Raw genomic sequence first — 23,072 nt, 5'->3', positions numbered from 1 at the left:
CGGGCGTGTACCACGTGCACGCAACTTGCGGCCCGTTAGGGCTGCATTGAAAGCAATCCACAAAATCAGGATGACCCGGAGGATCCGTCGGATTCACCGCGAATCGCGCCTGCGTTCCATAACGCGGGCGCGCCGGTTTGCCTGACCGACTAACTATCCACAACGGAGCCCCTACTACATGACCATCACCTCCACCGAGAAGCCCGGTACCCCCGTAGTCGCGATCAACGACATCGGTACCGCTGAGGACTTCCTCGCAGCTGTCGACGCCACCATCAAGTACTTCAACGACGGAGACCTCGTCGAAGGTACCGTCGTCAAGGTCGACCGCGATGAAGTCCTGCTCGACATCGGTTACAAGACCGAAGGTGTCATCCCCTCCCGCGAGCTTTCCATCAAGCACGACGTTGATCCCGGAGACGTTGTCTCCGTCGGCGATCAGGTCGAAGCCCTGGTGCTCACCAAGGAAGACAAAGAAGGCCGCCTGATCCTCTCCAAGAAGCGCGCTCAGTACGAGCGTGCCTGGGGCGACATCGAGAAGGTCAAGGAAGAAGACGGTGTTGTCACCGGTACCGTCATCGAGGTCGTCAAGGGTGGTCTTATCCTCGACATCGGCCTGCGTGGCTTCCTGCCCGCATCCCTCGTCGAGATGCGCCGTGTGCGCGACCTGGCTCCGTACATCGGCCAGCAGATCGAAGCCAAGATCATCGAGCTGGACAAGAACCGCAACAACGTGGTCCTGTCCCGCCGTGCATGGCTCGAGCAGACCCAGTCCGAGGTCCGCTCCACCTTCCTCAACAAGCTGGAAAAGGGCCAGGTCCGTCCCGGCGTTGTTTCCTCCATCGTCAACTTCGGTGCCTTCGTGGACCTGGGCGGCGTAGACGGCCTGGTTCACGTTTCCGAGCTGTCCTGGAAGCACATCGACCACCCGTCCGAGGTTGTCGAAGTTGGCCAGGAAGTCACCGTCGAGGTTCTCGAGGTGGACCTGGACCGCGAGCGTGTTTCGCTGTCGCTCAAGGCTACGCAGGAAGACCCGTGGCAGACCTTCGCCCGCACCCACGCCCTGGGCCAGGTTGTTCCGGGTAAGGTCACCAAGCTCGTTCCGTTCGGTGCGTTCGTCCGCGTCGAAGACGGCATCGAAGGCCTGGTCCACATCTCCGAGCTGGCAGTCCGCCACGTGGAGCTGGCCGAGCAGGTTGTCTCCGTTGGCGACGAGCTGTTCGTCAAGGTCATCGACATCGACCTGGAACGCCGCCGCATCTCGCTGTCCCTCAAGCAGGCCAACGAGGGCGTCGACGCCGACAGCACCGAATTCGATCCCGCTCTGTACGGCATGGCCGCAGAATACGACGAAGAGGGCAACTACAAGTACCCCGAGGGCTTCGACCCCGAGTCCAACGAATGGCTCGAGGGCTACGAAACCCAGCGCGCCGCCTGGGAGCAGCAGTACGCTGACGCCCAGACCCGCTGGGAAGCACACAAGAAGCAGGTTGCCCAGCACGCTGCCGACGACGCTGCAGCTGCAACGTCCGGTGACAGCGATTCCGGCACCACCAGCTACTCCTCCGAGCCTGCTGCCACCGACACCGGTGCCGGCACCCTGGCTTCGGACGAGGCTCTTGCTGCTCTCCGCGAGAAGCTGACCGGCAACTAATTGCCGCCGGCCCGGACTTTCCGGGCTGACACAACGGGCCCCCGCGGAAGCGGGGGCCCGTTGTGCTTTAACACCGTACGTAACAGGCCGGCCAGCCGGCAGCCTTGGGACGGGTTGGCCGCGGGCGGCTTAAAGGTCGACGACGGCGAGGACTGTCCCGTCGCCGTCGTGCGTCAGTGCCGCCCCGGCTGCCTTCAGCAACCGCTGGGCGCTGTGGTTTCCGGCCAGGGTCCGGGCGGTGACGCGCTTCAGGCCCGCCCGGCGGGCCTCCGCCAGGACCAGGCCCAGCGCGGCGCCGCCGATCCCGCGCGAACGGAAGCTCCGGCCAAGCCAGATGCCCGTTTCCGCCGACGGTGTGGCCGCGCCCCTTTCGCGCTTGAGCCGTATGGAGCCGGCGATGTCCAGGCCGCTGAATATGGCCCATGACTTTTCCGCGGCAGGTCCGTCCAGTCCGCCGGCTGCAGCATGGTGGTAGCTGTAGAACCAAGTGGTGCGCTCGAGGTTCCAGCCGGGCCCGCCAATCGGGGGAGCCACCTCATCCGGTGACGCGTCCCGTTTGGCCAGTTGAAGAAGCTGGTCCGCCACGGCTTCATCGACGTCCACCAGTGTCACCTCAGTTGAGGGGTTCATTGACCCATTCCGTTCCGTCGGGAGTAAGCGTGGCCGACCCCGCCGTGAGCTGCAGGACGCGGTCCGTTGCGGCGGCAATGGCGGCAGCGTTGTCAGGTACCGCAATCCGCAGCACCGTGTGCCGGTCCTGGTAGCTGGTTGCCGCCATAACTGTGCCGGCGGCACGCAGATCATTCTCGAGCCGCCCCGCTGCCGCGTGAGGTACTGCGGCGGAACAGATTCGCCGCCTGCTGCGGCGGACCAGGGGCGCCAGGTCCAAGGCTGCGGAGACCGACTCGGAGTAGGCCCGGACCAGGCCGCCGGCGCCTAGCAGGACGCCGCCGAAATAGCGCACGACGACGGCACTGACGTCGCTGAGGTCCGTCACCCCGGGCTCCGTCTCCCTTTTCAGGAGGGCTTCGAGCATGGGGATGCCCGCGGTTCCAGCGGGTTCGCCGTCGTCGCTGGAACGCTGGATGGTCCGGTCGGGCCCGACGACGAACGCAGAGCAGTGGTGGCGGGCATCGTGGAACTCACGGCGGAGGCCAGCCACCAGGTCCCGGGCCTCGTCCTCGCTGCCGGCCCGCCGGAGGACCGTGATGAACCGGGAGTGCCTGACCTCGAGTTCGTGCCGGAAGTCAGGGACCGCAGCCAGGGTGGTGTACGAGGTGGCCCGGCTGTCCGCTTGCTCTGCTGGTTCCTCCACTCTCCGCATCGGTTCAGTCTAGTTGGGGGCCGCGCCGGTGCCCCTGACGGGTCCTGCCGCCGCAGGTTCAGTACTGTGGGAAGGTGCTGAAGATCGGGTTGACGGGCGGGATCGCTTCGGGGAAATCGGTGGTGGCCGCGCGGCTGAGGGAACGCGGTGCCGTGTTGGTGGACGCAGATGCGCTGGCCCGGGAGGTGGTTGAACCTGGAACCGAAGGACTGGAGCGCATTGTGGAGGAGTTTGGTCCGGACATGCTCGACGGCGCCGGCCGGCTTGACCGCGCACGGCTCGGTGAAGCGGTGTTTGGCAACCAGGAGCGCCTGGCTGCCCTGAACGCAATTGTGCACCCCCTGGTGCGCGCCCGCGCCGCGGCCATCACGTCAGCGGCGTCCGACGACGCCGTCGTGGTCCAGGACATTCCCCTGCTCGTGGAGACGGGGCAGGGGACCAGCTTCCACCTGGTGCTGGTGGTGGACGCCCCGGACGATGTGCGGCTGCAGCGGATGCAGGAGCTGCGGGGCATGACGGAGGACGCTGCCCGTTCGCGGATGGCCGCCCAGGCCACCCGCGAGACCCGGCTGGCCGCGGCCGACGTCGTCCTGGACAACTCCGGCACCGTGCAGCACCTGCTTGACCAGGTGGACAAACTCTGGGACGGGCGGCTGCTGCCGTTCGCCCGGAACCTCGCGGCCGGCCAACGCGCGCCGCGGAACGGCGGGCCCGTCCTGGAGCCGCACCGGGAGGACTGGGCGCGGCAGGCGGCCAGGATTGCGGCACGTTTGATCGCGGCCGCCCCGGAACTCATTTTGGCAGTGGACCACGTTGGCTCCACCTCTGTTCCCGGGCTTGCCGCCAAGGACGTCATTGACCTGCAGGTGGCGGTGTCCGGGCTGGAGGCAGCAGCCACGATCGCACCGCTCCTGGCTGCCGCCGGCTTCCCGGCGGTACGGGCAATCGAATCCGATACTCCGAAGCCCAACGCTCCCGATTCCTCGGATTGGCTGAAGCGGTTCCACGCCAACGCCGACCCAGGCCGTCCGGTCAACCTTCACGTCCGCGTTGCCGGCTCGCCCGGGTGGCGTTACGCCCTGATGTTCCGCGACTGGCTGCGGAACGATCCCTCCGCCCACCGGCTCTATGAGGCGCACAAAGCGGAGCTCGCAGCATGCTTTGCCGGCTCGGCCACCACAAGCGGATACGCGGAGGCCAAGGAACTGTGGTTCACGGACGTCGCCTGGCCAGCTATGTCCGCCTGGGCTGAGGCAACCGGGTGGGAAGCGCCGTCGTACGCCTCCTGAAGCACGCCCGCGGACGGGCGGCTGTTCGCCGGTAACGGACGGGACCGTTCGCTGTCGGTGCCCGGTTGTAGATTAGATTCATGAGCCTTGCGCAGGAAATCAACCGTGTTGTGGCGCCCTTTGAGGTCATCAGCGAATTCAAGCCCGCCGGTGACCAGCCCGCCGCCATTGCCGAACTGACGGAGCGGATCAGGAACGGCGAGAAGGACGTGGTGCTGCTGGGTGCCACGGGTACCGGCAAAAGCGCCACCACAGCCTGGCTTATCGAGCAGGTGCAGCGGCCCACCCTGGTGATGGTGCAGAACAAGACCCTCGCTGCGCAGCTGGCCAATGAGTTCCGCGAACTCCTGCCCAACAATGCGGTGGAGTACTTCGTTTCCTATTACGACTACTACCAGCCCGAAGCCTACGTCGCCCAGACGGATACCTTCATCGAGAAGGACTCCTCCATCAATGAGGAGGTGGAGCGGCTTCGCCACTCCGCCACGAATGCCCTGCTGACCCGCCGCGACGTCATTGTGGTGGCCACGGTCTCCTGCATTTACGGCCTGGGTACCCCGGAGGAATACATCTCCGGAATGGTGACGCTCCGCAAGGGGGCGGAAATGAACCGGGACGACCTCCTCCGGAAGTTCGTCTTTATGCAGTACGCCCGCAATGACATGGACTTCCACCGCGGTACCTTCAGGGTGCGCGGCGACACCGTGGAAATCATTCCGATGTATGAGGAACTCGCCATCCGGATAGAGTTCTTCGGAGACGAAATTGAGAACATCCAGACCCTGCATCCGCTGACCGGCGAGGTGCTCCGGGAAGAAGAGGAGATGTACGTCTTCCCTGCCTCGCACTATGTCGCCGGCCCGGAGCGGATGGCCCGCGCCATAAAGCGGATCGAGGACGAACTCGCTGACAGGCTCAAAGTGCTGGAGGGCCAGAACAAACTGGTGGAAGCGCAGCGCCTGCGCATGCGGACCAACTATGACCTCGAAATGATGCAGCAGATGGGCTTCTGCAACGGCATTGAGAACTATTCCTCACACATTGACGGCCGCGCCCCCGGAACAGCTCCGCACTGCCTCCTCGACTACTTCCCGGACGACTTCCTGCTGGTGGTGGACGAATCCCACGTAACCATCCCGCAGATCGGCGCGATGTACGAGGGCGACATGTCCCGCAAGCGGAACCTGGTGGACTTCGGCTTCCGCCTGCCCTCAGCCATGGACAACAGGCCGCTGAAATGGGACGAATTCCTCCAGCGCGTCGGCCAGACCGTCTACCTTTCCGCGACCCCCGGCAAGTACGAACTCGGCAAGGCTGACGGGTTCGTGCAGCAGATTATCCGGCCCACAGGGCTTATCGACCCTGAGGTGGTGGTCAAGCCGACCAAGGGCCAGATCGATGACCTGCTGGGGGAGATCAAGACCCGTACCGCCAAGGACGAGCGCATCCTTGTCACCACCCTGACCAAGCGGATGGCGGAGGACCTCACGGACTACCTTCTGGGCCACGGCATCAAGGTGGAGTACCTGCACTCCGACGTGGACACCCTGCGGCGCGTTGAGTTGCTGCGCGAACTTCGGATGGGCAAGTTCGACGTCCTGGTGGGCATCAACCTGCTTCGCGAGGGGCTGGACCTGCCGGAAGTGTCCCTTGTCAGCATCCTGGACGCCGACAAGGAAGGCTTCCTGCGCTCCTCAACCTCTCTGATCCAGACCATCGGCCGCGCGGCACGTAACGTCTCGGGGCAGGTGCACATGTACGCGGACCGCATCACGGACTCCATGGCGCACGCCATCGACGAAACCAACCGGCGCCGCGCCATCCAAGTGGCGTACAACACCGAGCACGGTGTGGACCCGCAGCCGCTGCGGAAGAAGATCGCGGACATCACTGACCAACTCGCCAAGGAAGACGCCGATACCCAGGAGTTGCTCAACAACAACCGGCTGGCCAAGGGTGCCAAGCGCAGCAAGTCCGGTGCCAAGGGCGGAGCCCAGGTGCGCGCGGACGGGCTGGCAGCGGCACCGGCCGAGGACCTGGTGGGCCTGATCGAGCAGCTTACGGAACAAATGCATGGCGCCGCGGCAGAACTGCAGTTCGAGGTGGCAGCCCGGATCCGCGACGAAGTCAGCGAACTGAAAAAGGAGCTGCGCCAGATGCAGGCGGCGGGCCACGCCTAGGGCACCGCTTCGTAGATAGGCAATGGATCTGGCCAAGGATCGGCGGGCACCCCCTTAGGGGATGCCCGCCGTCGCGCTGGCCGAAGCGGTGCGGCTGCCTTACTTCCTGGCCGAGTCGATCATGCCCTTTGCTTCCTGCATCAGGCCCTTCGCTGCATCAGCGGGGGACTTGCGGTCGAAGAGAACGTCAGTGCTGTAACGCTGGATCAGTGCCTGCACTCCGGAGGAACCGGTGGGAGGCACCGGCGGCACGCTCTTCAGATCCGGCTTGATGTCCTTAAGGAATGCCGCAGCGGCCTTGTCAGCAGGCGTCAGCAGCGGGTCGATCCCGGTTTGGACCTCGGAGTTGGTCGGGAAGCCGCGCTCCGTCAGGATGGTCTTGGCTGCGTCCAGGTTGTTGAGCATGTAATTGACAACTTCGGCCGCTTCCTTGGGGTGCTTGCTGCGCGAGGAAACGGACCAGAACATGGACGGCTTGTAGGACATGCCGTTGTCCTTGGCGCTGCCGGTGGAGCTGGGGGCGCGCAGGATCTTCACATCGCTCTTCAGCGCGGACTGGAGCGCGTTGACCTGGTTGGTCCACCACCAGGACATAGCCGTCTTGCCGGTGGCGAACAGGGTCTGTTCCACCGGGGCGCTGATGTCCTCGGTGGCAATGTTGGCCGGCGGGGCAGCATTCTGGTTGCGCAGGTTCAGCAGATTCTGGAAGAAGGAAGTGGCGGTGTCCTCCTTGAAGCCGAGGCCGCCGTCCGCCGAGTACAGCGACTCTCCATGCTGCATGGCCCATGTGTTCAGGTCCGAGTCGGTCAGCGAATAGGAGCTGCCGTAGTTGGTCTTGCCGGCCTTGCCCGCTGCCGCTGCGATCTGGGCCGCGGTCCTGGTGTAGTCATCCCAGGTCCAGGTTTTGTCGTCCGGGATGGGAACCCCGTAGTCCTGGAACATTTTGGTGTTGATCATCACGGCCTTGGCGTTCTGGCCGGTGCTCAGGCCGTACTGCTTGCCGCTGACCTCGCCGGACTTAAGGGCGTCCTGGTCGATCTTGGACGTGTCGATGTTGCTTTGCTTGGACAGGTCAAGCAGCGCACCCCGGCCGCCGTATTCGGCGATGTAGGCCTGGTCCATCTGGATTACATCGGGCGAATCGTTGGCGGCGGTGGTGGTGGCCAGTTTGTCCCAGTAGCTGCTCCACACCCCGGGCTCAGCCTGGATTTTGATGTTGGGGTGCGAGGCCTGGAAGGCATCGATCACCTGTTGCGTCTGCTTGTTCCGCAGGTCGTTGCCCCACCAGGTGAAGCGCACGGTGACGTTTCCGCCGCTGTCCGCGGCCGGGGAGGACGAGCAGCCGGTGGCGAGCATGGCCAGGGTGGCGGCCGTGGCGAGGGCCTTGACCACAGTGCCAGTGCGATGAGGAGTCTTCATTGACCAACCTTGACTTTCTGGAAGGAACACTAGGTGCAGACGGGAAACCGTTTTCTCATCCCGGCTGATTATTACAAGACCGATGGCAGCCGGTCAACGGTTTGCCGGAAAACGTTATCCACGGCATCACCGGCCCCATCGGTAGCCGCGGCCCTCCACCGGCTGGGGTACAGTTAAAGGCACGTAGGGGAGTATCCCAAAGCGCTACGATCGTCAACACGCAGGGCACAGCTGCCCCGCCGGGCGTAGCGGGCCGCCGCACCAGCACCAAGTGCACGCAGGCAGGCCGGAGAGACTTACACCATTTTGTGTACCCTGCGAAAGGCTTCCCCGTGCTCGATTTGCCCGTATGGTTCGAGGTTGGCTCACTTGTCGTCCTCGGACTGATTCTCCTGATCGATCTCCTCCTGGTGGTTCGGCGACCGCACGAACCGTCCATGAAGGAAGCCGGTCTGTGGGTGGCCTTCTACATCACCCTGGCCCTGGCGTTCGCCGGTGCCATGTTCGCTTTCACCGGCCCGGAGTTCGGCAGCCAGTTCGTCGCCGGCTGGGTCACTGAATACAGCCTCAGCATCGACAACCTGTTCGTGTTCATCATCATCATGGCCAGGTTCTCCGTACCCCGGAAATACCAGCAGGAAGTGCTGATGGTGGGTATCATCATCGCCCTCATCCTGCGCGGCATCTTCATCCTGCTCGGCGCCATCGTCATTGAACAGTTCAGCTGGGTCTTCTACATCTTCGGCGCGTTCCTGCTCTGGACGGCCTGGAAGCAGGCCCAGGATGAGGGCGAAGAGGAAGAGGACCGGGAGAACCCACTGATCGCCAGGATCCGCAAGGTCATTCCCATGTCGGAGAAGTTCGACGGCGGCAAGCTGCGCACCACGGTGAACGGCAAGAAGGTCTTCACCCCCATGGTGATCGTCTTCATCACCATCGGCCTCACGGACCTGCTGTTTGCAGTGGATTCCATTCCCGCCATCTTCGGCCTGACCCAGAGCCCCTTCATTGTCTTCACCGCCAACCTGTTTGCCCTGATGGGCCTGCGGCAGCTGTACTTCCTGCTCGGCGGCCTGATGAACCGGCTCATCTACTTGAAGCACGCCCTGTCCTTCATCCTTGCGTTCATCGGCGTCAAGCTTGTCCTGCACGCCATGCACGTGAACGAGCTGCCCTTCCTCAACGGCGGCCGCCACATCGAGTGGGCGCCTGAGATTCCCACCTTCGTATCGCTTGCCGTCATTGTGGGCACCATCATCATCGCCGTGGTTGCCAGCCTGATCAGCTCCAAGGCACAGGCTGCCAAGGTGGATCCCCGGCTCGAGGAAGACATCCGGAAGAGCCACAGCGACGTCGATTAGTACGGACCTGCCCTTTCAAAACGGTAATCCCGGCTGCCTGAGCGGCCGGGATTACCCGTTTAAGAATCTCCTGCCGGCGGTTCCTGGACGGGACTATGCTCGGATCATGGCCCGCACACTTGTGGAGGAACAAGGCGTGCGCCAGGTTCAGCGGCGGACTCTGGTGCTCTTGAGCGCGGCCCAGGTGTTCGGTGGGATCGGAACGGGAGCAACCGTATCGATCGGCTCCATCCTGGCCGTGGAACTCTCGGGCTCAAGCGCGTGGGCTGGCGCGGTGGCCACCGTGATGACCCTCGGAGCCGCTGCGGCAGCACTGCCGCTGGCATCGCTGGCCGAACGCCGTGGACGCCGGGCCGGCCAGGTGGCCGGCCTCTCCGCGGCCCTGGCAGGAGCGGTGCTCATGGTGCTGGCTGTTGTGTCCGGACTTTTTGTGCTGCTGGTCCTGGGGGCGGCAGGCATCGGCGTCGGCACGGCCGCGAGCCTCCAGGCGAGGTTCGCCGCCGTCGACCTGGCCGTTGCCGAGCACCGGGGGAGGGCACTGTCCACGGTGGTGTGGGCGGTTACCGTCGGCGCTGTGGCCGGGCCCAACCTTATCCAGCCCGGTACTGCCGTGGGGACCGCGCTGGGCCTGCCGCCCGTCGCGGGCCCGTTCGTGATCTCCGGTGCCGGACTCCTCATCGCCACCGCGCTCGTGTACGTTGGCCTTCGACCTGACCCGCTGCTGCTGGCCCGCCAACTCGCCGCCGCCAGCAGCGCCGCCCCGGAAACCACCCCTGGCGGTGGACCGGTGCCGGCCGCCCCTCCTGCCGGCGCACACGCCGCCACACCGCCCGCAGGCGGGTCACTTGTCCGTGGACTGCGTGCCATCAGGAGCTCGCCGACGGCACTGCTGGCCGTGACCGGCGTCGTGGCCGCCCACGCGGTGATGGTCGGCGTGATGTCCATGACCCCGCTGCACCTTCAGCACCTGGTGGAGGGCCCGGTCTCCCACGCCGGGCACGTGGCAGAGGGGGACGTCCTGGTCATCATCGGCTTCACCATCTCCTTGCACATCGCCGGGATGTTTGCGCTTTCCCCGGTCATGGGCTGGTTGACCGACAGGGCAGGCAGGATCGAGACCATCATGATCGGCTTCACGGTGCTGGTCGCCGCTGTGGCCGTCGCCGGGTTCGGGCAGTCCTCAACCGCAGCGGTGGCGGTGGGACTGGTGCTGCTGGGCATGGGCTGGTCCGCTGCCACGATCTCAGGCTCAACGCTGCTGGCCGAAAGCGTGGCGCCGGAAGCCCGGGTAGCGGTCCAGGGTGTCTCCGACATGCTGATGGGCGCCGCGGGTGCTGTGGGCGGTGCGGTGTCCGGGCTGGTCCTTGGCTTTGGCGGCTACCTCGGCCTGAATTTGCTCGGGGCGGCCATCGGGGCGGCGGTCCTGGCCGCCGCCATCGTCACCCGCACGTCACACCGGCGGTCAGCGGCCGCCTGACCGCACCATGCCCAGCAGCCGCGCGAAGATCCGCTCACCGTCGTCGGCGATTCCGTCGTGATGGAAGTCCGCAGTCTCCCAAACCTGCAGCCCGCCCACCGCTTTTGCAGTCCGCAGGGAAAGATCCCGGTCCACGTAGATATCGTCGGAGTACACCGCTGCGGCCACGGGTACGGTGTTGGCGCCCAGCACCTGCGGGTCGAACAGCGGCGTCCAGTCCTGCTTGGCGGCCAGCAGCTCCGCCACTTCCTGCAGCGGCCGGAGGGCAGGGTCCTGCTCGAAGTACCACGGGTACACCATCTCGCCGGTGAGCAGCAGCGGGTCGGCGTCCGGCCGGAACCACGGGTTTTCGCCGAGCATCCGCCAGGCTGACCAGTTCGTGGCCTGGCCCTGGCCGTAGATGGATTCGTGCATCACCGCGTACAGCGGGTTGGAGCGGCGGGAAACCACGCTTTGGAGCTGCTCCAGGAACGCGTCGGACAGCCGGGGTCCGGCAGCAGTGTCCACGAAGGCGTCCTCGAGCAGGTAATGAAGGCTGTCAACGCGCGTGTTGCCGCCCAGGAATGCCCCCGCCATCTGGAACCGCTCCACCGTGAGGGGTCCGCCGTCGGGCAGGAATTCGGTTGTGGAGCGCAGGTGGCGGGCGATCCGCTCCACAACCTCCCGGTCCTCGGGATACCAGGCGAAGTACTCGTCGTTCCGCGCTGCCACACGCTGGTACGTGGCCCGGTACACGTCGTCGGCGCTGCCGGTGAGCGGGGCAAGCCCGCCGGTGATCAGCACTTCGCGCAGTCCCTCCGGCGCGAAGGAGAGGTAGGTCAGGGCACAGAAGCCGCCGTAGCTCTGGCCGTAAATGGTCCAGGGCGGTGACTCCAGTGCGTGGCGGATCAACTCCGCGTCCGCCACGATCGAGTCGGCCCGGAAGTGCTCCAGGTAGGCGGCCTGCTCCGCTGCGGATCCGCGTCCTGGCAGGGTGTTGCGGTCAATGGGCGTGGAGAGTCCGGTGCCGCGCTGGTCCAGCATCAGGATGCGGAAGTCCTGCGCTGCGGCCTTGCTCCAGCCGCCCAGGGAACCCCACCGGTTGCCGCGGCCGCCGGGGCCGCCCTGCAGGAAGAGGAGCCAGGGCAACCGCGCGGCCGCCTCCTCACTGTGCGCCGCAGACACGTACTCCCGCGCGAAAACGATGATGGTTTCCGCGGAACCGTTCAGGGGCGCGGAATGGTCCAGGGGGACCGTAAAGTAATGCTCCACCGTGCGCATCCCACGGAACTCATGCCTGGCCCTGATCTCATGGCCCACGGCAGTGACGCCCCGTTGCGCGTCAGCCACGGGCAGGAGAGGGAAGGGAGCTGCGGGACGGGACCCGGCCGAATTGGTCCAGCGCCTCCCCGGTGAGCCGGAAGGTGGACCAGCCGTCCATGGGGCGGGCACCAAGGCGGCGGTAGAAATTGATGGAGGGCTCGTTCCAGTCCAGCACGCTCCATTCCACCCGTGCATAGCCGTTCTCCACGGCGATCGCCGCAAGGTGCTGCAGCAGGGCTTTTCCGTGTCCTTCGCCGCGGGCCTCGGGACTGACGTAGAGGTCTTCCAGGTAGATGCCGTGGACACCTTCCCAGGTGGAGTAGTTCAGGAACCAAAGCGCGAAGCCCTGCACTTCGCCGGCCGCATTCTCTGCCATGGCAGCGAAGACACGTGGGTTCGCGCCGAAGAGCACCTGATCCAGCAGTTCCGGGGTGTTCCGGACGGCGTCTGGTTCCTTCTCGTAATGGGCCAGTTCATGGATCATTCGGAGGATGGCGGGCACGTCGTGCCGGGTTGCGGGACGGATTACACTCATTCTTCGAGCTTACCGCCGCCGCCAGGGAGGCCGGCGTAGGACCGGGGCCAGGGCCGGGACGAGCGTCAGAGCCGGTTAACGTCCGTCACCCTGACCACCGCGGTCCCGGTCCCGTCCGACTCTGCCAGGTCCACTTCCGCCGAGATGCCCCAGTCGTGGTTGCCTGCCGGGTCATCGAGGATCTGGCGCACCTTCCAGGTCCCGCGTTCTTCGGTGATGATGAGCAGCCCCGGGCCGCGCGCATCCGGTCCGGTTCCGATGTCGTCGTGTTCGTCGAAGTAGTCGTCCAGCGCGTCTTCCCAGCGCTCGGCACCCCACCCGGAACCGCCGTCGAGCTCTCCCAGCGCCGTGGCGTCCTCATCGGCGAACAGCTCCACCCGCCGGAACATCTCGTTGCGCACCATCACCCGGAACGCGCGGATGTTGGAGGTGAGCGACGGCGGCGGGGGCGGCGGTGCATCGTGCGGCGTGGGCGCCACCCCGGCGGCCAGTTCCTCCCATTCGTCCAGGAGGCTGGAGTCCACCTGGCGCACCAGCTCGCCCAGCCAGGCGGTCAGGTCCGCCAGGTCCTCGCGCAGCATGTCCTGGGGAACAGTCTGGCGCAGCGCCTTGAAGGCATCGGCAAGGTACCGCAGCACAATCCCCTCGGACCGCGCCAGGCCGTAGAACTGGACGAACTCGCCAAAGTTCATGGCCCGCTCGTACATGTCGCGGACCACCGACTTGGGCGCCAGCTCAAAGTCGCCCACCCAGGGCGCGGCCTTCCGGTACACCTCGAACGCCTCGCCCAGGATCTCCGCCAGCGGCTGGGGGTAGGTGACCTCGTCCAGCATGGCCATCCGCTGGTCGTAGTCGATGCCGTCTGCCTTCATGGCCGCCACCGCCTCGCCGCGCGCCTTCTTTTGCTGCGCGGAAAGGATCTGCCGGGGTTTCTCCAGGGTCGCCTCGATCACGGACACCACGTCCAGGGCGTACGACGGCGACTCCGGGTCAAGGAGCTCCAGGGCGGCAAGAGCGAAGGGGGAGAGCGGCTGGTTCAGGGCAAAGTTCGGCTGCAGGTGGACGGTGAGGCGCACCGTCCGTCCGTCCCGGCCCTGTTCCTCCGGCGGAATCCGCTCGACGACCTCGGCGGCCAGCAGTTCCCGGTAAATGCCCAGCGCCTTCCTCATCAGCCGCAGCTGGGAGGAACGGGGCTCGTGGTTTTCGGTGAGCAGCCGCCGGGCCGCCATGAACGGGTCGCCGGGCCGCTCCATCAGGTTCATCAGCATGGCGTGGGTCACCGTGAAGCTGGACGTCAGCGGGTCCGGTACCGATTCCACCAGCCGGTTGAACGTCGGCTCGCCCCAGGAGACGAAACCCTCGGGCGGCTTCTTCTTCACCACCTGGCGCAGCTTCTTCTGGTCGTCCCCGAACTTCGCGGTGGCCTTGGCCATTGCCTTGACGTTCTCGATCACATGTTCGGGCGCCTGCACCACCACTGTCCCGGCGGTGTCGTAGCCCGCCCGTCCGGCCCGGCCGGCGATCTGGTGGAACTCGCGTGAGTTGAGCAGGCGGGTGCGGACGCCGTCGTACTTGCTCAAAGCCGTGAGCAGCACTGTCCGGATGGGAACGTTGATGCCCACGCCGAGCGTGTCCGTGCCGCAAATGACCTTCAGCAGCCCCGCCTGGGCCAGCTGCTCCACCAGCCGGCGGTACTTGGGCAGCATACCCGCGTGGTGCACGCCGATGCCGTGGCGCACCAGCCGGTTCAGCGTCTTGCCGAATCCGGCGGCAAACCGGAAGTTGGCAATCAGCTCCGCGATCTTGTCCTTTTCCTCCCGGGTGCACACGTTGATGCTCATCAGGTTCTGGGCGCGGTCGATTGCTTCGAGCTGGCTGAAGTGCACCACGTAGACGGGCACCTGCCGGGTGGACAGCAAGTCCTCCAGCGTCTCGTGGACGGGTGTCTGGTGGTAGTAGTAGTGCAGCGGAATGGGCCGTTCCGCTGAACTGACGGTGGTGGTGGCTCGGCCGGTCAGCGCCGTGAGTCCCTCTTCGAACCGGGTGACATCACCCAGGGTGGCGGACATCAGCAGGAACTGCGCCTGCGGAAGTTCAAGAAGGGGGACCTGCCAGGCCCACCCGCGCTGGGGGTCGGAGTAGAAGTGGAACTCGTCCATGATCACCGCGCCGAGCTCCGCCGCTGAGCCCTCCCGCAAGGCGATGTTGGCCAGGATCTCGGCGGTGCAGCAGATGATGGGAGCGTCCTGGTTCACCCCGGAGTCACCGGTAATCATGCCCACGTTCTCCGCCCCGAAAATGTCGCAGAGCGCGAAGAATTTTTCGGACACCAGGGCTTTGATGGGCGCCGTGTAATAGCTTCGCCGGCCCTGCGCCATGGCCTGGAAGTGCGCCGCGATTGCCACCAGCGATTTACCGGACCCCGTGGGCGTGGCCAGGATGACGTTCGCCCCCGTTGCCAGCTCCATGATTGCCTCATCCTGGGCGGGGTACAGGGAGAGGCCCCGGCTTTCCGTCCACTCGACAAACCGGGTGTAGAGGACGTCGGGGTCGACGGCGTCGGCTGGGGTGGGTGCGGTCAGATCGCTCAGCTGGTCAACGAGTTTCATTGACTTCAACCTTAGTGCCACGTTCCGGGCGGATCCGGCGTCCCCGGCGGGTTAGGCTACGCCTTGCCCGTGTCTGCGTCAGAACCTGGAGAAATTCATGAAATGGGACCCCGCAAAGTACGTCCAGTTTGGCGACCACCGGAACCGGCCATTCTTCGACCTCACCGCCCGGATCCATGCCGAGGGTCCGCTGCAGGTGGTCGACCTTGGCTGCGGGCCGGGAAACCTTACGGCAACCCTGGCTGAACGCTGGCCCGGCGCCCACGTCCTGGGCCTGGATTCCTCCGCGGACATGCTGGCAAAGGCGGCGCCCCTGGCGGAGGAGAATTCCTCCCTGCACTTTGAGCACGCCGATATCGCGGACTGGATGCCCGCTCCTGAAACGGACGTTGTGGTCAGCAACGCGGCCCTGCAGTGGGTTCCGGGCCACCAGGACATGATGCGGAAGTGGCTGGAGGCGCTCCGGCCGGGGGCCTGGTTTGCCATGCAGGTGCCGGGAAACTTCAACGCCCCCTCGCACGTCCTGATGCGGGAGCTTGCGGGGTCGGTGCGCTGGGAAGGGAAGCTGGGCGGGGTGCTGCGCGGCGGGGAAGCTGTGGGGGAGCCGGGGGACTACCTGGGCGTCCTGCTCGACGCCGGCTGCGCGGCGGATGCATGGGAAACCATTTACCAGCAGGTCCTGCCGGGACCGGACCCCGTCCTGGAATGGGTCCGGGGCACGGCGCTTCGGCCGGTCATGGCCGCCCTCGGTGACGACGACGCCAGGCATTTCGAAACCGAGTACGCCGCGGCTTTGCGCGATGCCTACCCGCGCGGCGTTCACGGCACCGTGTTCCCGTTCCGCCGGATCTTCGCCGTGGGCCGCAAAGCGGGCAACTGAGGCCCCTTGCCCGGTTTTCCAGCCAATCCAGCATGTGACAGCGCAGGAAAGTGATCTGGCTTACAATGGCCACTGTGGTTTAGGGGTCAAGCCGCTGGCCCCCTCGTCGGCCCAGGCATTTACAGGGGGTATTTTGCTGGTCGGACTCATGAGGCGGCAGCTCGCCGGTCAGTACGCGTACGTATGGGCGATTGTCGTCCTCCAACTGCTGCAGGCAGCAGCAAACCTGCTGCTGCCCACCGTGAACGCCGCCATCATCGATGACGGCATCGTTGCGGGCAGGCCCGAGGTGATCTCGCGGCTCGGCGTGCTCATGGCCGGCATCGCGGTGGTGCAGGCAGCGTCCGCCATCGCGGCGGGCTATCTTGGCGCGGTGGTGGCCATGAGGATCGGGCACGGGCTGCGGGCGGAGGTTTTCTCCCGCATCCAGTCGTTGTCCTCCCAGGACGTGGCCCTGTTCGGAACCCAAAGCCTGACTACCCGCGCCACGAACGATGTCCAGCAGATCCAGGCTTTCGCCGTCCTTGTCTTCACCATGCTCTTTGCCGGACCGGCCATGGGTATTGGCGGCATCGTCCTGGCCGTGCAGCAGGACGTGGCGCTGTCCGTGGTGGTGATCGTCATCGTGCCCGTGCTCCTGCTGATCATGTACCTGATCGTGCGCCGGCTGATTCCGCTGTACCGGGAGGGCCAGGACCTGCTGGACCGGTCGGGAGGGATTCTGCGCGAGCAGATCATCGGTGTGGATGTGATCCGTGCCTTTGTGCGCCAGGGCCATGAAGTGCGGCGGTTCGCGCAGACCAACGCCGGCCTGACCGCCAACAACCTGCAGTCCGCGTTGCTGGTGGCGGGAATGCTGCCGATGATCATGCTGGTGGTCAATACCAGCTCGGTTGCCGTCGTGTGGTTCGGCGGGCAGCGGATCCAGGACGGATTGATGAACCTTGGGGCGCTCACGGCGTTCATCGCCTACATCATGCAGATCCTGCTGGCGATCATGATGTCCATGTATGTCCTCATGACGGCGCCGCGTGCGGCAGTCTGCGCTGAACGGATCCAGGCGGTCCTGGACACCGAGCCGTCAGTCTGCAGTGCAGCACAGCCGCCGCACTCCCTGCCGGAATCAGCGCAGCCGGCGGCGTTGGCTTTCCACGGTGTCGGTTTCTCTTATCCGGGCGCAGAAGCGCCGGTGCTTGCGGACGTCAGTTTTGCCGCGGCTCCCGGGACCACCACCGCAATTGTTGGCTCCACCGGAAGCGGCAAGACCACGCTGCTGAACCTGGTCCCGCGTTTCCTCGACGCGACGAAAGGCCGCATTACCTGGGCGGGCCACGACATCCGGGACCTGCCCCTGGACCAGCTCCGCGCTGCCATGGCCATCGTGCCCCAGCACTCGCACCTGTTCACCGGAACAATCGCCGACAACCTGCGGATGGCGGCCCCTGACGCCACGGACGAGGAATTATGGGCTGTCCTGGAGACGGCCCAGACCATGAGGTTCATGCGTGACCTCCCGCTTGGACTTGCCACCCCTGTGGGCCAGGGTGGTGCGAGCCTGTCGGGCGGGCAGCGTCAAAGGCTGTGCATCGCCAGGGCCTTGTTGCGCAAGGCACCCCTCTACCTCTTTGATGACAGCTTCTCCGCGCTCGACTACGACACCGACACGAAGCTGCGGCAGGCCCTGGACCAGGCGCTCGCCGCGGCAACGGTCATCATTGTGGCCGAGCGCATTTCCGCCGTGGAGGACGCGGATCTCATTTTGGTGCTCGACGACGGCCGGCTGGTTGCGCAGGGAACGCACCAGGAGCTGCTGGAAACGTCCGCCACCTACCGGGAAATTGCCGAATCGCAGCTTGCGCTGGATGGCACGCTGTGACGGCCGAGGAAGAAACCGGGGAAGCAGCGCACAGATTCTGGCCGACGGCCGGCAGGCTCCTTGGCCTCCTGCGGCCCTTCCGGCTGCAGATGGTGGGCGCCGTGGCGGCAACCTGCGCCTTCGCCGGCCTCAACGTTGCCGCCCCCAAGTACCTGGGTGACGCCACTGACGTCGTGGTGGAGGGCATCTCCCAGGGAAGCCTGGACCAGCGCTTTGGGGTCCTGCTGGCAGCGGTGGCCGCGATGTATGTCTTCGCCTCACTCTTCAACTGGATCCAGGGGGCGCTGACCGCCCGCGCCGTGCAGGGACTCATGTACGGCCTGCGGGGCTCGGTTGAGGACAAGCTGCACCGCCTCCCGTCCACATACTTCCGGGAACGCTCCCGGGGTGATGTCCTGAGCCGGGCCACCAATGACATCGACAACATTGCCCAGGCCCTGAACCAGGTCCTGACCCAGCTCATCGTGTCCGTCCTGATGCTGTGCGGTTCGCTGGCCATGATGCTGTGGATCTCGCCGGTGCTCGCAGCCATCGCCGTCGCCAGTGTTCCGGTGTCCACCTGGATCACGGTGCTGGTGGCCAGACGGTCCCAGGAGCACTTCGCCCGGCAATGGAAGGAGATCGGCGAACTCAACGCGCACGTGGAGGAATTCATCAGCGGCCATGAAGTCGTCAAGGCCTTCGGCCGCCAGGCTCAGGCCGCCGAGGTTTTCAGCCGCAGCAACGGACGCCTGGCCCGGGCGGCGGCCAAAGCCCAGTACTCGGCCGGGGTGGTCCAGCCGCTCATGGTGTTGATGTCCAACCTTAACTACATTGCGGTTGCGGTCGTAGGGGCGCTGCAGGTCATCGCAGGCGCCATGACCATTGGTGGAGTTCAGGCATTCATCCAGTTCAGCCGCTTGTTCACCCAGCCCGTGGGACAGATTGGCGGACTGCTTAACGTCATGCAGTCCTGCGCAGCATCCGCGGCAAGGGTATTCGTGCTCCTGGACGCCGGCGAGGACCCGCCGGAGCCCGCCCACGGGACAATCGGTGCTCCCGCCGCGGGCCGCATAATCTTCCACGACGTTACGTTCGGCTACCCGGGTTCCGTCCCCGCGGTCCGCAACCTCACCTTCACCGTGGAACCGGGACAGGCGGTAGCCATCGTGGGACACACCGGCGCGGGCAAGAGCACCGTAGTGAACCTCCTGATGCGGTTCCTGGAACCTTCATCCGGCAGGATCACCATGGGCGGAAGGGACATCACGGGGATTCCCCGGGACCAGGTGCGGGCACGGTTCGGCGTGGTGCTCCAGGATTCCTGGCTCTTCGCCGGGACCATCCGCGAGAACATCGCTTACGGCCTGCCGGACGCCCTGGATGCTGCCATTGTTGCCGCCGCGGAGGCCACCTACGCGGACCGCTTCATCAGGTCGCTGCCGCACGGCTACGGCACGGTGCTGGAAAACGGCGGCGAGCCGCTCAGCCAGGGGCAGCGGCAGCTCATCACCATCGCCAGGGCGCAGCTTGCCGGGCGCAGCGTGCTGGTCCTGGATGAGGCCACCAGTTCGGTGGATTCCAGGACGGAGCTGCTCATCCGCGAGGCGATGCAGCGGTTGCGCCAGGGACGGACCAGTTTCGTGATCGCCCACCGTTTGTCCACCATCCGGAACGCTGATCTAATTCTCGTCATGGACCACGGACGCATCGTCGAGCAGGGCACGCATGGAAGCCTCCTTGCTGCCAACAGCTTCTATGCCAGGCTGTACAACGCGCAGTTTGCCGAACGCGGCGGCAGGGCGGGCGTTCTGGAGGGCGGCCTGTGAGCACTGCGGGCGACTTCCCCGGATCGTGGCGGCCCAACCCGGCCAGCAGCGTGGCGCTGTTTGAGCAACTGCGGCTCCAGGTCATCCACCTGGCGGACAACGGCGCACTGGCGCCAGGTACCAGGCTGCCTGCCGTGCGGGCCCTTGCAGAGAAGCTCGACGTCGCCCCGCACACGGTGGCCAGGGCGTACAAGGAGCTGGAGGCTGCCGGCATCGTCGCAACCCGCGGGCGGAACGGGACCGTGGTTTCCGCGCGTGAGGAGAGGCTGGGGGACCTGTCCGCCGCGGCCGCCGCCTACGCCGCCGTCGCCAGATCCCAGGGGGCCAGCTTCGCCGAAGCGGTGAAGCTCCTGGCCGCCGCCTACGATGTTCCCTGACGGCTGAACCGTAAGTGTTCGAAAAAGTTTTCGATTAGCATTATTGGGTGCCTAAAGCCGTAGCTGAAGAAACCCCTGCCCCCTCCACGTCCTTCGCCGTCCCCTCCGCAGCGGCCCCGCACCGGCCGGACCTCTCCCGCCTTGTGGTGAAAGGCGCGCGGGAGCACAATCTGCGCAACGTGGACCTCGACCTCCCGCGCGACGCCATGATCGTCTTCACCGGCCTCTCGGGATCCGGCAAGTCCTCGCTGGCATTCGACACGATCTTTGCCGAAGGCCAGCGGCGCTACGTTGAATCACTGTCCGCCTACGCACGCCAGTTCCTCGGCCAGGTGGACAAGCCCGACGTCGATTTCATCGAAGGCCTCTCCCCGGCGGTCTCCATCGACCAGAAATCCACCAGCAAGAACCCGCGGTCCACCGTGGGCACCATTACCGAGATCTACGACTACATGCGCCTGCTGTGGGCCCGCGTCGGCAGGCCGCACTGCCCCGTTTGCGGTGAACCGGTGTCCAAGCAGACCCCGCAGCAGATTGTGGACCAGCTCCTCGAACTCGACGAGGGCACGCGCTTCCAGGTCCTGGCACCGGTGGTGCGCGGACGCAAGGGTGAGTTCGTGGACCTCTTCAAGGAACTCAGCGCCAAGGGATACTCCCGGGCGCGGGTGGATGGCAAGCTTGTCCAGTTGAGCGATCCGCCCAAACTGGGCAAGCAGTTCAAGCACACCATCGAAGTCGTGGTGGACCGCCTGGTGGTCAAGGAAGGCATCAGCCAGCGGCTCACGGACTCCATCGAGACCGCGCTGGGACTGGCCGAGGGCCGGGTCCTGGCGGAGTTCGTCGACGTTGAGGAAGACGCGCCCGGAAGGATCCGGGCGTTCTCCGAGAACCTCGCCTGCCCCAACGAACACCCCCTCGCCATCGACGAAATCGAGCCCCGCTCCTTCTCGTTCAACAACCCCTTCGGCGCCTGCGCCGCCTGCAGCGGAATCGGCACCCGTCTCGAGGTGGATGAGGAACTCATCGTTCCCAACCCGGAACTGTCCCTGTCCGAGGGCGCCATCGCCCCCTGGTCAATGGGCACCGCCACCACCGAGTACTGGAACCGGCTCCTGGAAGGCCTGGCCAAGGAAGTGGGCTTCTCCATGACCACGCCGTGGGAGAAGCTGGGCAAGGATGTGCGCCAAACCATCCTGCACGGCAAGGACCACAAGGTGGTGGTGCAGTACCGCAACCGCTTCGGACGCGAACGCAAGTACAGCACCGGCTTCGAAGGCGCCATCCAGTACGTCCACCGCAAGCATGGCGAAACCGATTCCGACTGGGCCCGCGACCGCTACGAAGAGTACATGCGGCAGGTTCCCTGCCCCGCCTGCAACGGCGCCCGCCTCAATCCGGCATCCCTGTCGGTCCTGATCAACGGCAAGTCCATCGCCGAGGTTGCCGCCCTGCCCATGCGGGACTGCGCGGAATTCCTGAACAACCTGGTGCTGACCGGGCGTGAAGCACAGATCGCCCACCAGGTCCTCAAGGAGATCCAGGCCCGCCTGACCTTCCTCCTCGATGTTGGCCTGGAATACCTCAACCTCGAGCGTCCGTCCGCCACCCTTTCCGGCGGTGAAGCCCAGCGCATCAGGCTTGCCACCCAGATCGGCTCCGGCCTGGTGGGCGTCCTCTACGTCCTCGATGAACCTTCCATTGGCCTGCACCAGCGCGACAACCGCCGCCTCATCGAAACCCTCACCCGGCTCCGCGACATGGGGAACACCCTTATCGTCGTGGAGCACGACGAGGACACCATCCATGTGGCCGACTGGATTGTCGACATCGGCCCCGGCGCCGGCGAGCACGGCGGCCAGGTGGTCCACTCCGGGACCTACAAGGAACTGCTGGACAACCGGGAATCACTGACCGGCGATTACCTGTCCGGCCGCAAGGCTATCGAGGTGCCCAAAAAGCGCCGGAAGTACGACAAGAAGCGCGAGATCAAGGTGGTCGGCGCACGGGAGAACAACCTCCTGAACGTCGACGCAGCCTTCCCCCTGGGGCTCTTCACCGCAGTGACCGGCGTGAGTGGCTCCGGCAAGTCCACACTCGTCAACGAAATCCTCTACAAGGTGCTTGCGAACAAGCTCAACGGCGCCAAGCAGGTGGCCGGGCGGCACAAGTCGGTCCAGGGCCTGGAGCACCTGGACAAGGTGGTCCACGTGGACCAAAGCCCCATCGGCCGCACCCCGCGGTCCAACCCGGCCACCTACACCGGCGTCTTCGACAACATCCGCAAGCTCTTTGCCGAGACTACGGAGGCCAAGGTCCGCGGCTACCTTCCCGGCCGCTTCTCCTTCAACGTCAAGGGCGGCCGCTGCGAGGCGTGCTCCGGTGACGGCACGTTGAAGATCGAGATGAACTTCCTGCCTGACGTCTATGTTCCCTGCGAGGTGTGCCATGGTGCCCGCTACAACCGGGAGACCCTCGAGGTGCACTACAAGGGCAAGACCATCGCCGATGTCCTCAACATGCCCATCGAAGAGGGCGCCGAGTTCTTCGCGGCGTTCTCACCCATCGCGCGGCACCTGAACACCCTGGTGGACGTGGGACTGGGCTATGTGCGCCTGGGACAGCCGGCCACCACACTTTCCGGTGGTGAGGCCCAGCGCGTCAAGCTCGCGGCGGAACTGCAGAAGCGGTCCAACGGCCGCAGCATCTATGTCCTGGACGAGCCCACCACGGGCCTGCATTTCGAGGACATCCGCAAGCTGCTCATGGTCCTGCAGGGGCTGGTGGACAAGGGCAACACTGTGATCACTATCGAGCACAACCTGGACGTGATCAAGAGTGCGGACTGGCTGGTGGACCTCGGGCCCGACGGCGGTTCAGGCGGCGGCCAGATCGTGGCGGCAGGAACGCCGGAGCAGGTGGCCAAGTCCGGGACGAGCTACACGGGCAAGTTCCTCGCCGAAATACTTGGCTGACCGGAGGAA

The 23,072-nt window shown here is 65.6% G+C and carries 16 protein-coding genes; 10 read left to right on the top strand and 6 right to left on the bottom strand.

All coding sequences use genetic code 11. The features are described 5' to 3' along the window. Positions 1–178: 178 nt before the first annotated feature. Complete coding sequence (gene rpsA / locus QFZ57_RS15520) at positions 179–1,654, top strand: 30S ribosomal protein S1 (RefSeq protein ID WP_306631227.1); 1,476 nt, start codon at positions 179–181, stop codon at positions 1,652–1,654. Positions 1,655–1,783: 129 nt separating this feature from the next. On the opposite strand, the gene QFZ57_RS15515 is transcribed toward rpsA, so the two are convergent. Next, complete coding sequence (locus QFZ57_RS15515; RefSeq protein WP_306900855.1) at positions 1,784–2,284, bottom strand: GNAT family N-acetyltransferase; 501 nt, start codon at positions 2,282–2,284, stop codon at positions 1,784–1,786. Beyond that, entirely contained in the window at positions 2,268–2,978 is a 711-nt protein-coding gene (locus QFZ57_RS15510; RefSeq protein WP_306900854.1) for an IMPACT family protein, read from the bottom strand. Before QFZ57_RS15510 ends, QFZ57_RS15515 begins: the two co-directional genes overlap by 17 nt. A 74-nt stretch (positions 2,979–3,052) precedes the next feature. Between QFZ57_RS15510 and coaE the strand changes: the two genes are divergently transcribed. Further along, positions 3,053–4,267 (top strand): dephospho-CoA kinase, encoded by a 1,215-nt coding sequence (gene coaE, locus QFZ57_RS15505; protein WP_306900853.1) that lies wholly within the window; start codon positions 3,053–3,055, stop codon positions 4,265–4,267. An 80-nt stretch (positions 4,268–4,347) separates the two neighbouring features. Next, entirely contained in the window at positions 4,348–6,447 is a 2,100-nt protein-coding gene (gene uvrB / locus QFZ57_RS15500) for an excinuclease ABC subunit UvrB (RefSeq protein ID WP_306631223.1), read from the top strand. Between the two features lie 99 nt (positions 6,448–6,546). On the opposite strand, the gene QFZ57_RS15495 is transcribed toward uvrB, so the two are convergent. Further along, positions 6,547–7,866, bottom strand: a complete 1,320-nt coding sequence (locus QFZ57_RS15495; protein WP_306631222.1) for an ABC transporter substrate-binding protein — start codon at positions 7,864–7,866, stop codon at positions 6,547–6,549. A gap of 332 nt (positions 7,867–8,198) precedes the next feature. Here QFZ57_RS15495 and QFZ57_RS15490 point away from each other — a divergent pair, with 332 nt between their 5' ends. Both QFZ57_RS15490 and QFZ57_RS15485 read left to right on the top strand, forming a co-directional pair. Continuing rightward, entirely contained in the window at positions 8,199–9,227 is a 1,029-nt protein-coding gene (locus QFZ57_RS15490) for a TerC family protein (RefSeq protein ID WP_306631221.1), read from the top strand. Positions 9,228–9,333: 106 nt separating this feature from the next. Then, positions 9,334–10,704 (top strand): MFS transporter, encoded by a 1,371-nt coding sequence (locus QFZ57_RS15485; RefSeq protein ID WP_306900852.1) that lies wholly within the window; start codon positions 9,334–9,336, stop codon positions 10,702–10,704. Here the strand turns inward: QFZ57_RS15485 and QFZ57_RS15480 are convergent. The 3 genes from QFZ57_RS15480 to QFZ57_RS15470 form a co-directional block, all read right to left on the bottom strand. Continuing rightward, on the bottom strand, positions 10,690–11,964 hold the full coding sequence (locus QFZ57_RS15480; protein WP_306901593.1) for an alpha/beta fold hydrolase: 1,275 nt from the start codon (positions 11,962–11,964) through the stop codon (positions 10,690–10,692). The genes QFZ57_RS15485 and QFZ57_RS15480 overlap by 15 nt on opposite strands. 61 nt (positions 11,965–12,025) lie before the next feature. Continuing rightward, positions 12,026–12,541, bottom strand: a complete 516-nt coding sequence (locus QFZ57_RS15475) for a GNAT family N-acetyltransferase (RefSeq protein ID WP_306900851.1) — start codon at positions 12,539–12,541, stop codon at positions 12,026–12,028. 65 nt (positions 12,542–12,606) lie between these two features. Next, on the bottom strand, positions 12,607–15,150 hold the full coding sequence (locus tag QFZ57_RS15470; protein ID WP_306900850.1) for a DEAD/DEAH box helicase: 2,544 nt from the start codon (positions 15,148–15,150) through the stop codon (positions 12,607–12,609). A 97-nt stretch (positions 15,151–15,247) separates the two neighbouring features. Here QFZ57_RS15470 and QFZ57_RS15465 point away from each other — a divergent pair, with 97 nt between their 5' ends. The 5 genes from QFZ57_RS15465 (at position 15,248) to uvrA (ending at position 23,063) form a co-directional block, all read left to right on the top strand. Next, positions 15,248–16,030: a trans-aconitate 2-methyltransferase gene (locus QFZ57_RS15465; protein ID WP_306900849.1), complete on the top strand. Its 783-nt coding sequence runs from the start codon at positions 15,248–15,250 to the stop codon at positions 16,028–16,030. Positions 16,031–16,178: 148 nt separating this feature from the next. After that, positions 16,179–17,906 (top strand): ABC transporter ATP-binding protein, encoded by a 1,728-nt coding sequence (locus tag QFZ57_RS15460; RefSeq protein WP_306631216.1) that lies wholly within the window; start codon positions 16,179–16,181, stop codon positions 17,904–17,906. Then, positions 17,903–19,714: an ABC transporter ATP-binding protein gene (locus QFZ57_RS15455; RefSeq protein ID WP_306900848.1), complete on the top strand. Its 1,812-nt coding sequence runs from the start codon at positions 17,903–17,905 to the stop codon at positions 19,712–19,714. The genes QFZ57_RS15460 and QFZ57_RS15455 overlap by 4 nt, the downstream gene beginning before the upstream one ends. Next, on the top strand, positions 19,711–20,091 hold the full coding sequence (locus tag QFZ57_RS15450) for a GntR family transcriptional regulator (RefSeq protein ID WP_306900847.1): 381 nt from the start codon (positions 19,711–19,713) through the stop codon (positions 20,089–20,091). Before QFZ57_RS15455 ends, QFZ57_RS15450 begins: the two co-directional genes overlap by 4 nt. Positions 20,092–20,138: 47 nt before the next feature. Then, positions 20,139–23,063 carry an excinuclease ABC subunit UvrA gene (gene uvrA / locus QFZ57_RS15445; protein WP_306900846.1) on the top strand — a complete coding sequence of 975 codons (2,925 nt, stop codon included), beginning with the start codon at positions 20,139–20,141 and terminating at the stop codon, positions 23,061–23,063. The last annotated feature ends 9 nt before the right edge of the window (positions 23,064–23,072 follow it).

The sequence above is a fragment of the Arthrobacter sp. B1I2 genome, from assembly GCF_030816485.1.
GTDB lineage: Bacteria > Actinomycetota > Actinomycetes > Actinomycetales > Micrococcaceae > Arthrobacter.
This window is presented reverse-complemented; position numbering and strand designations above follow the sequence as displayed.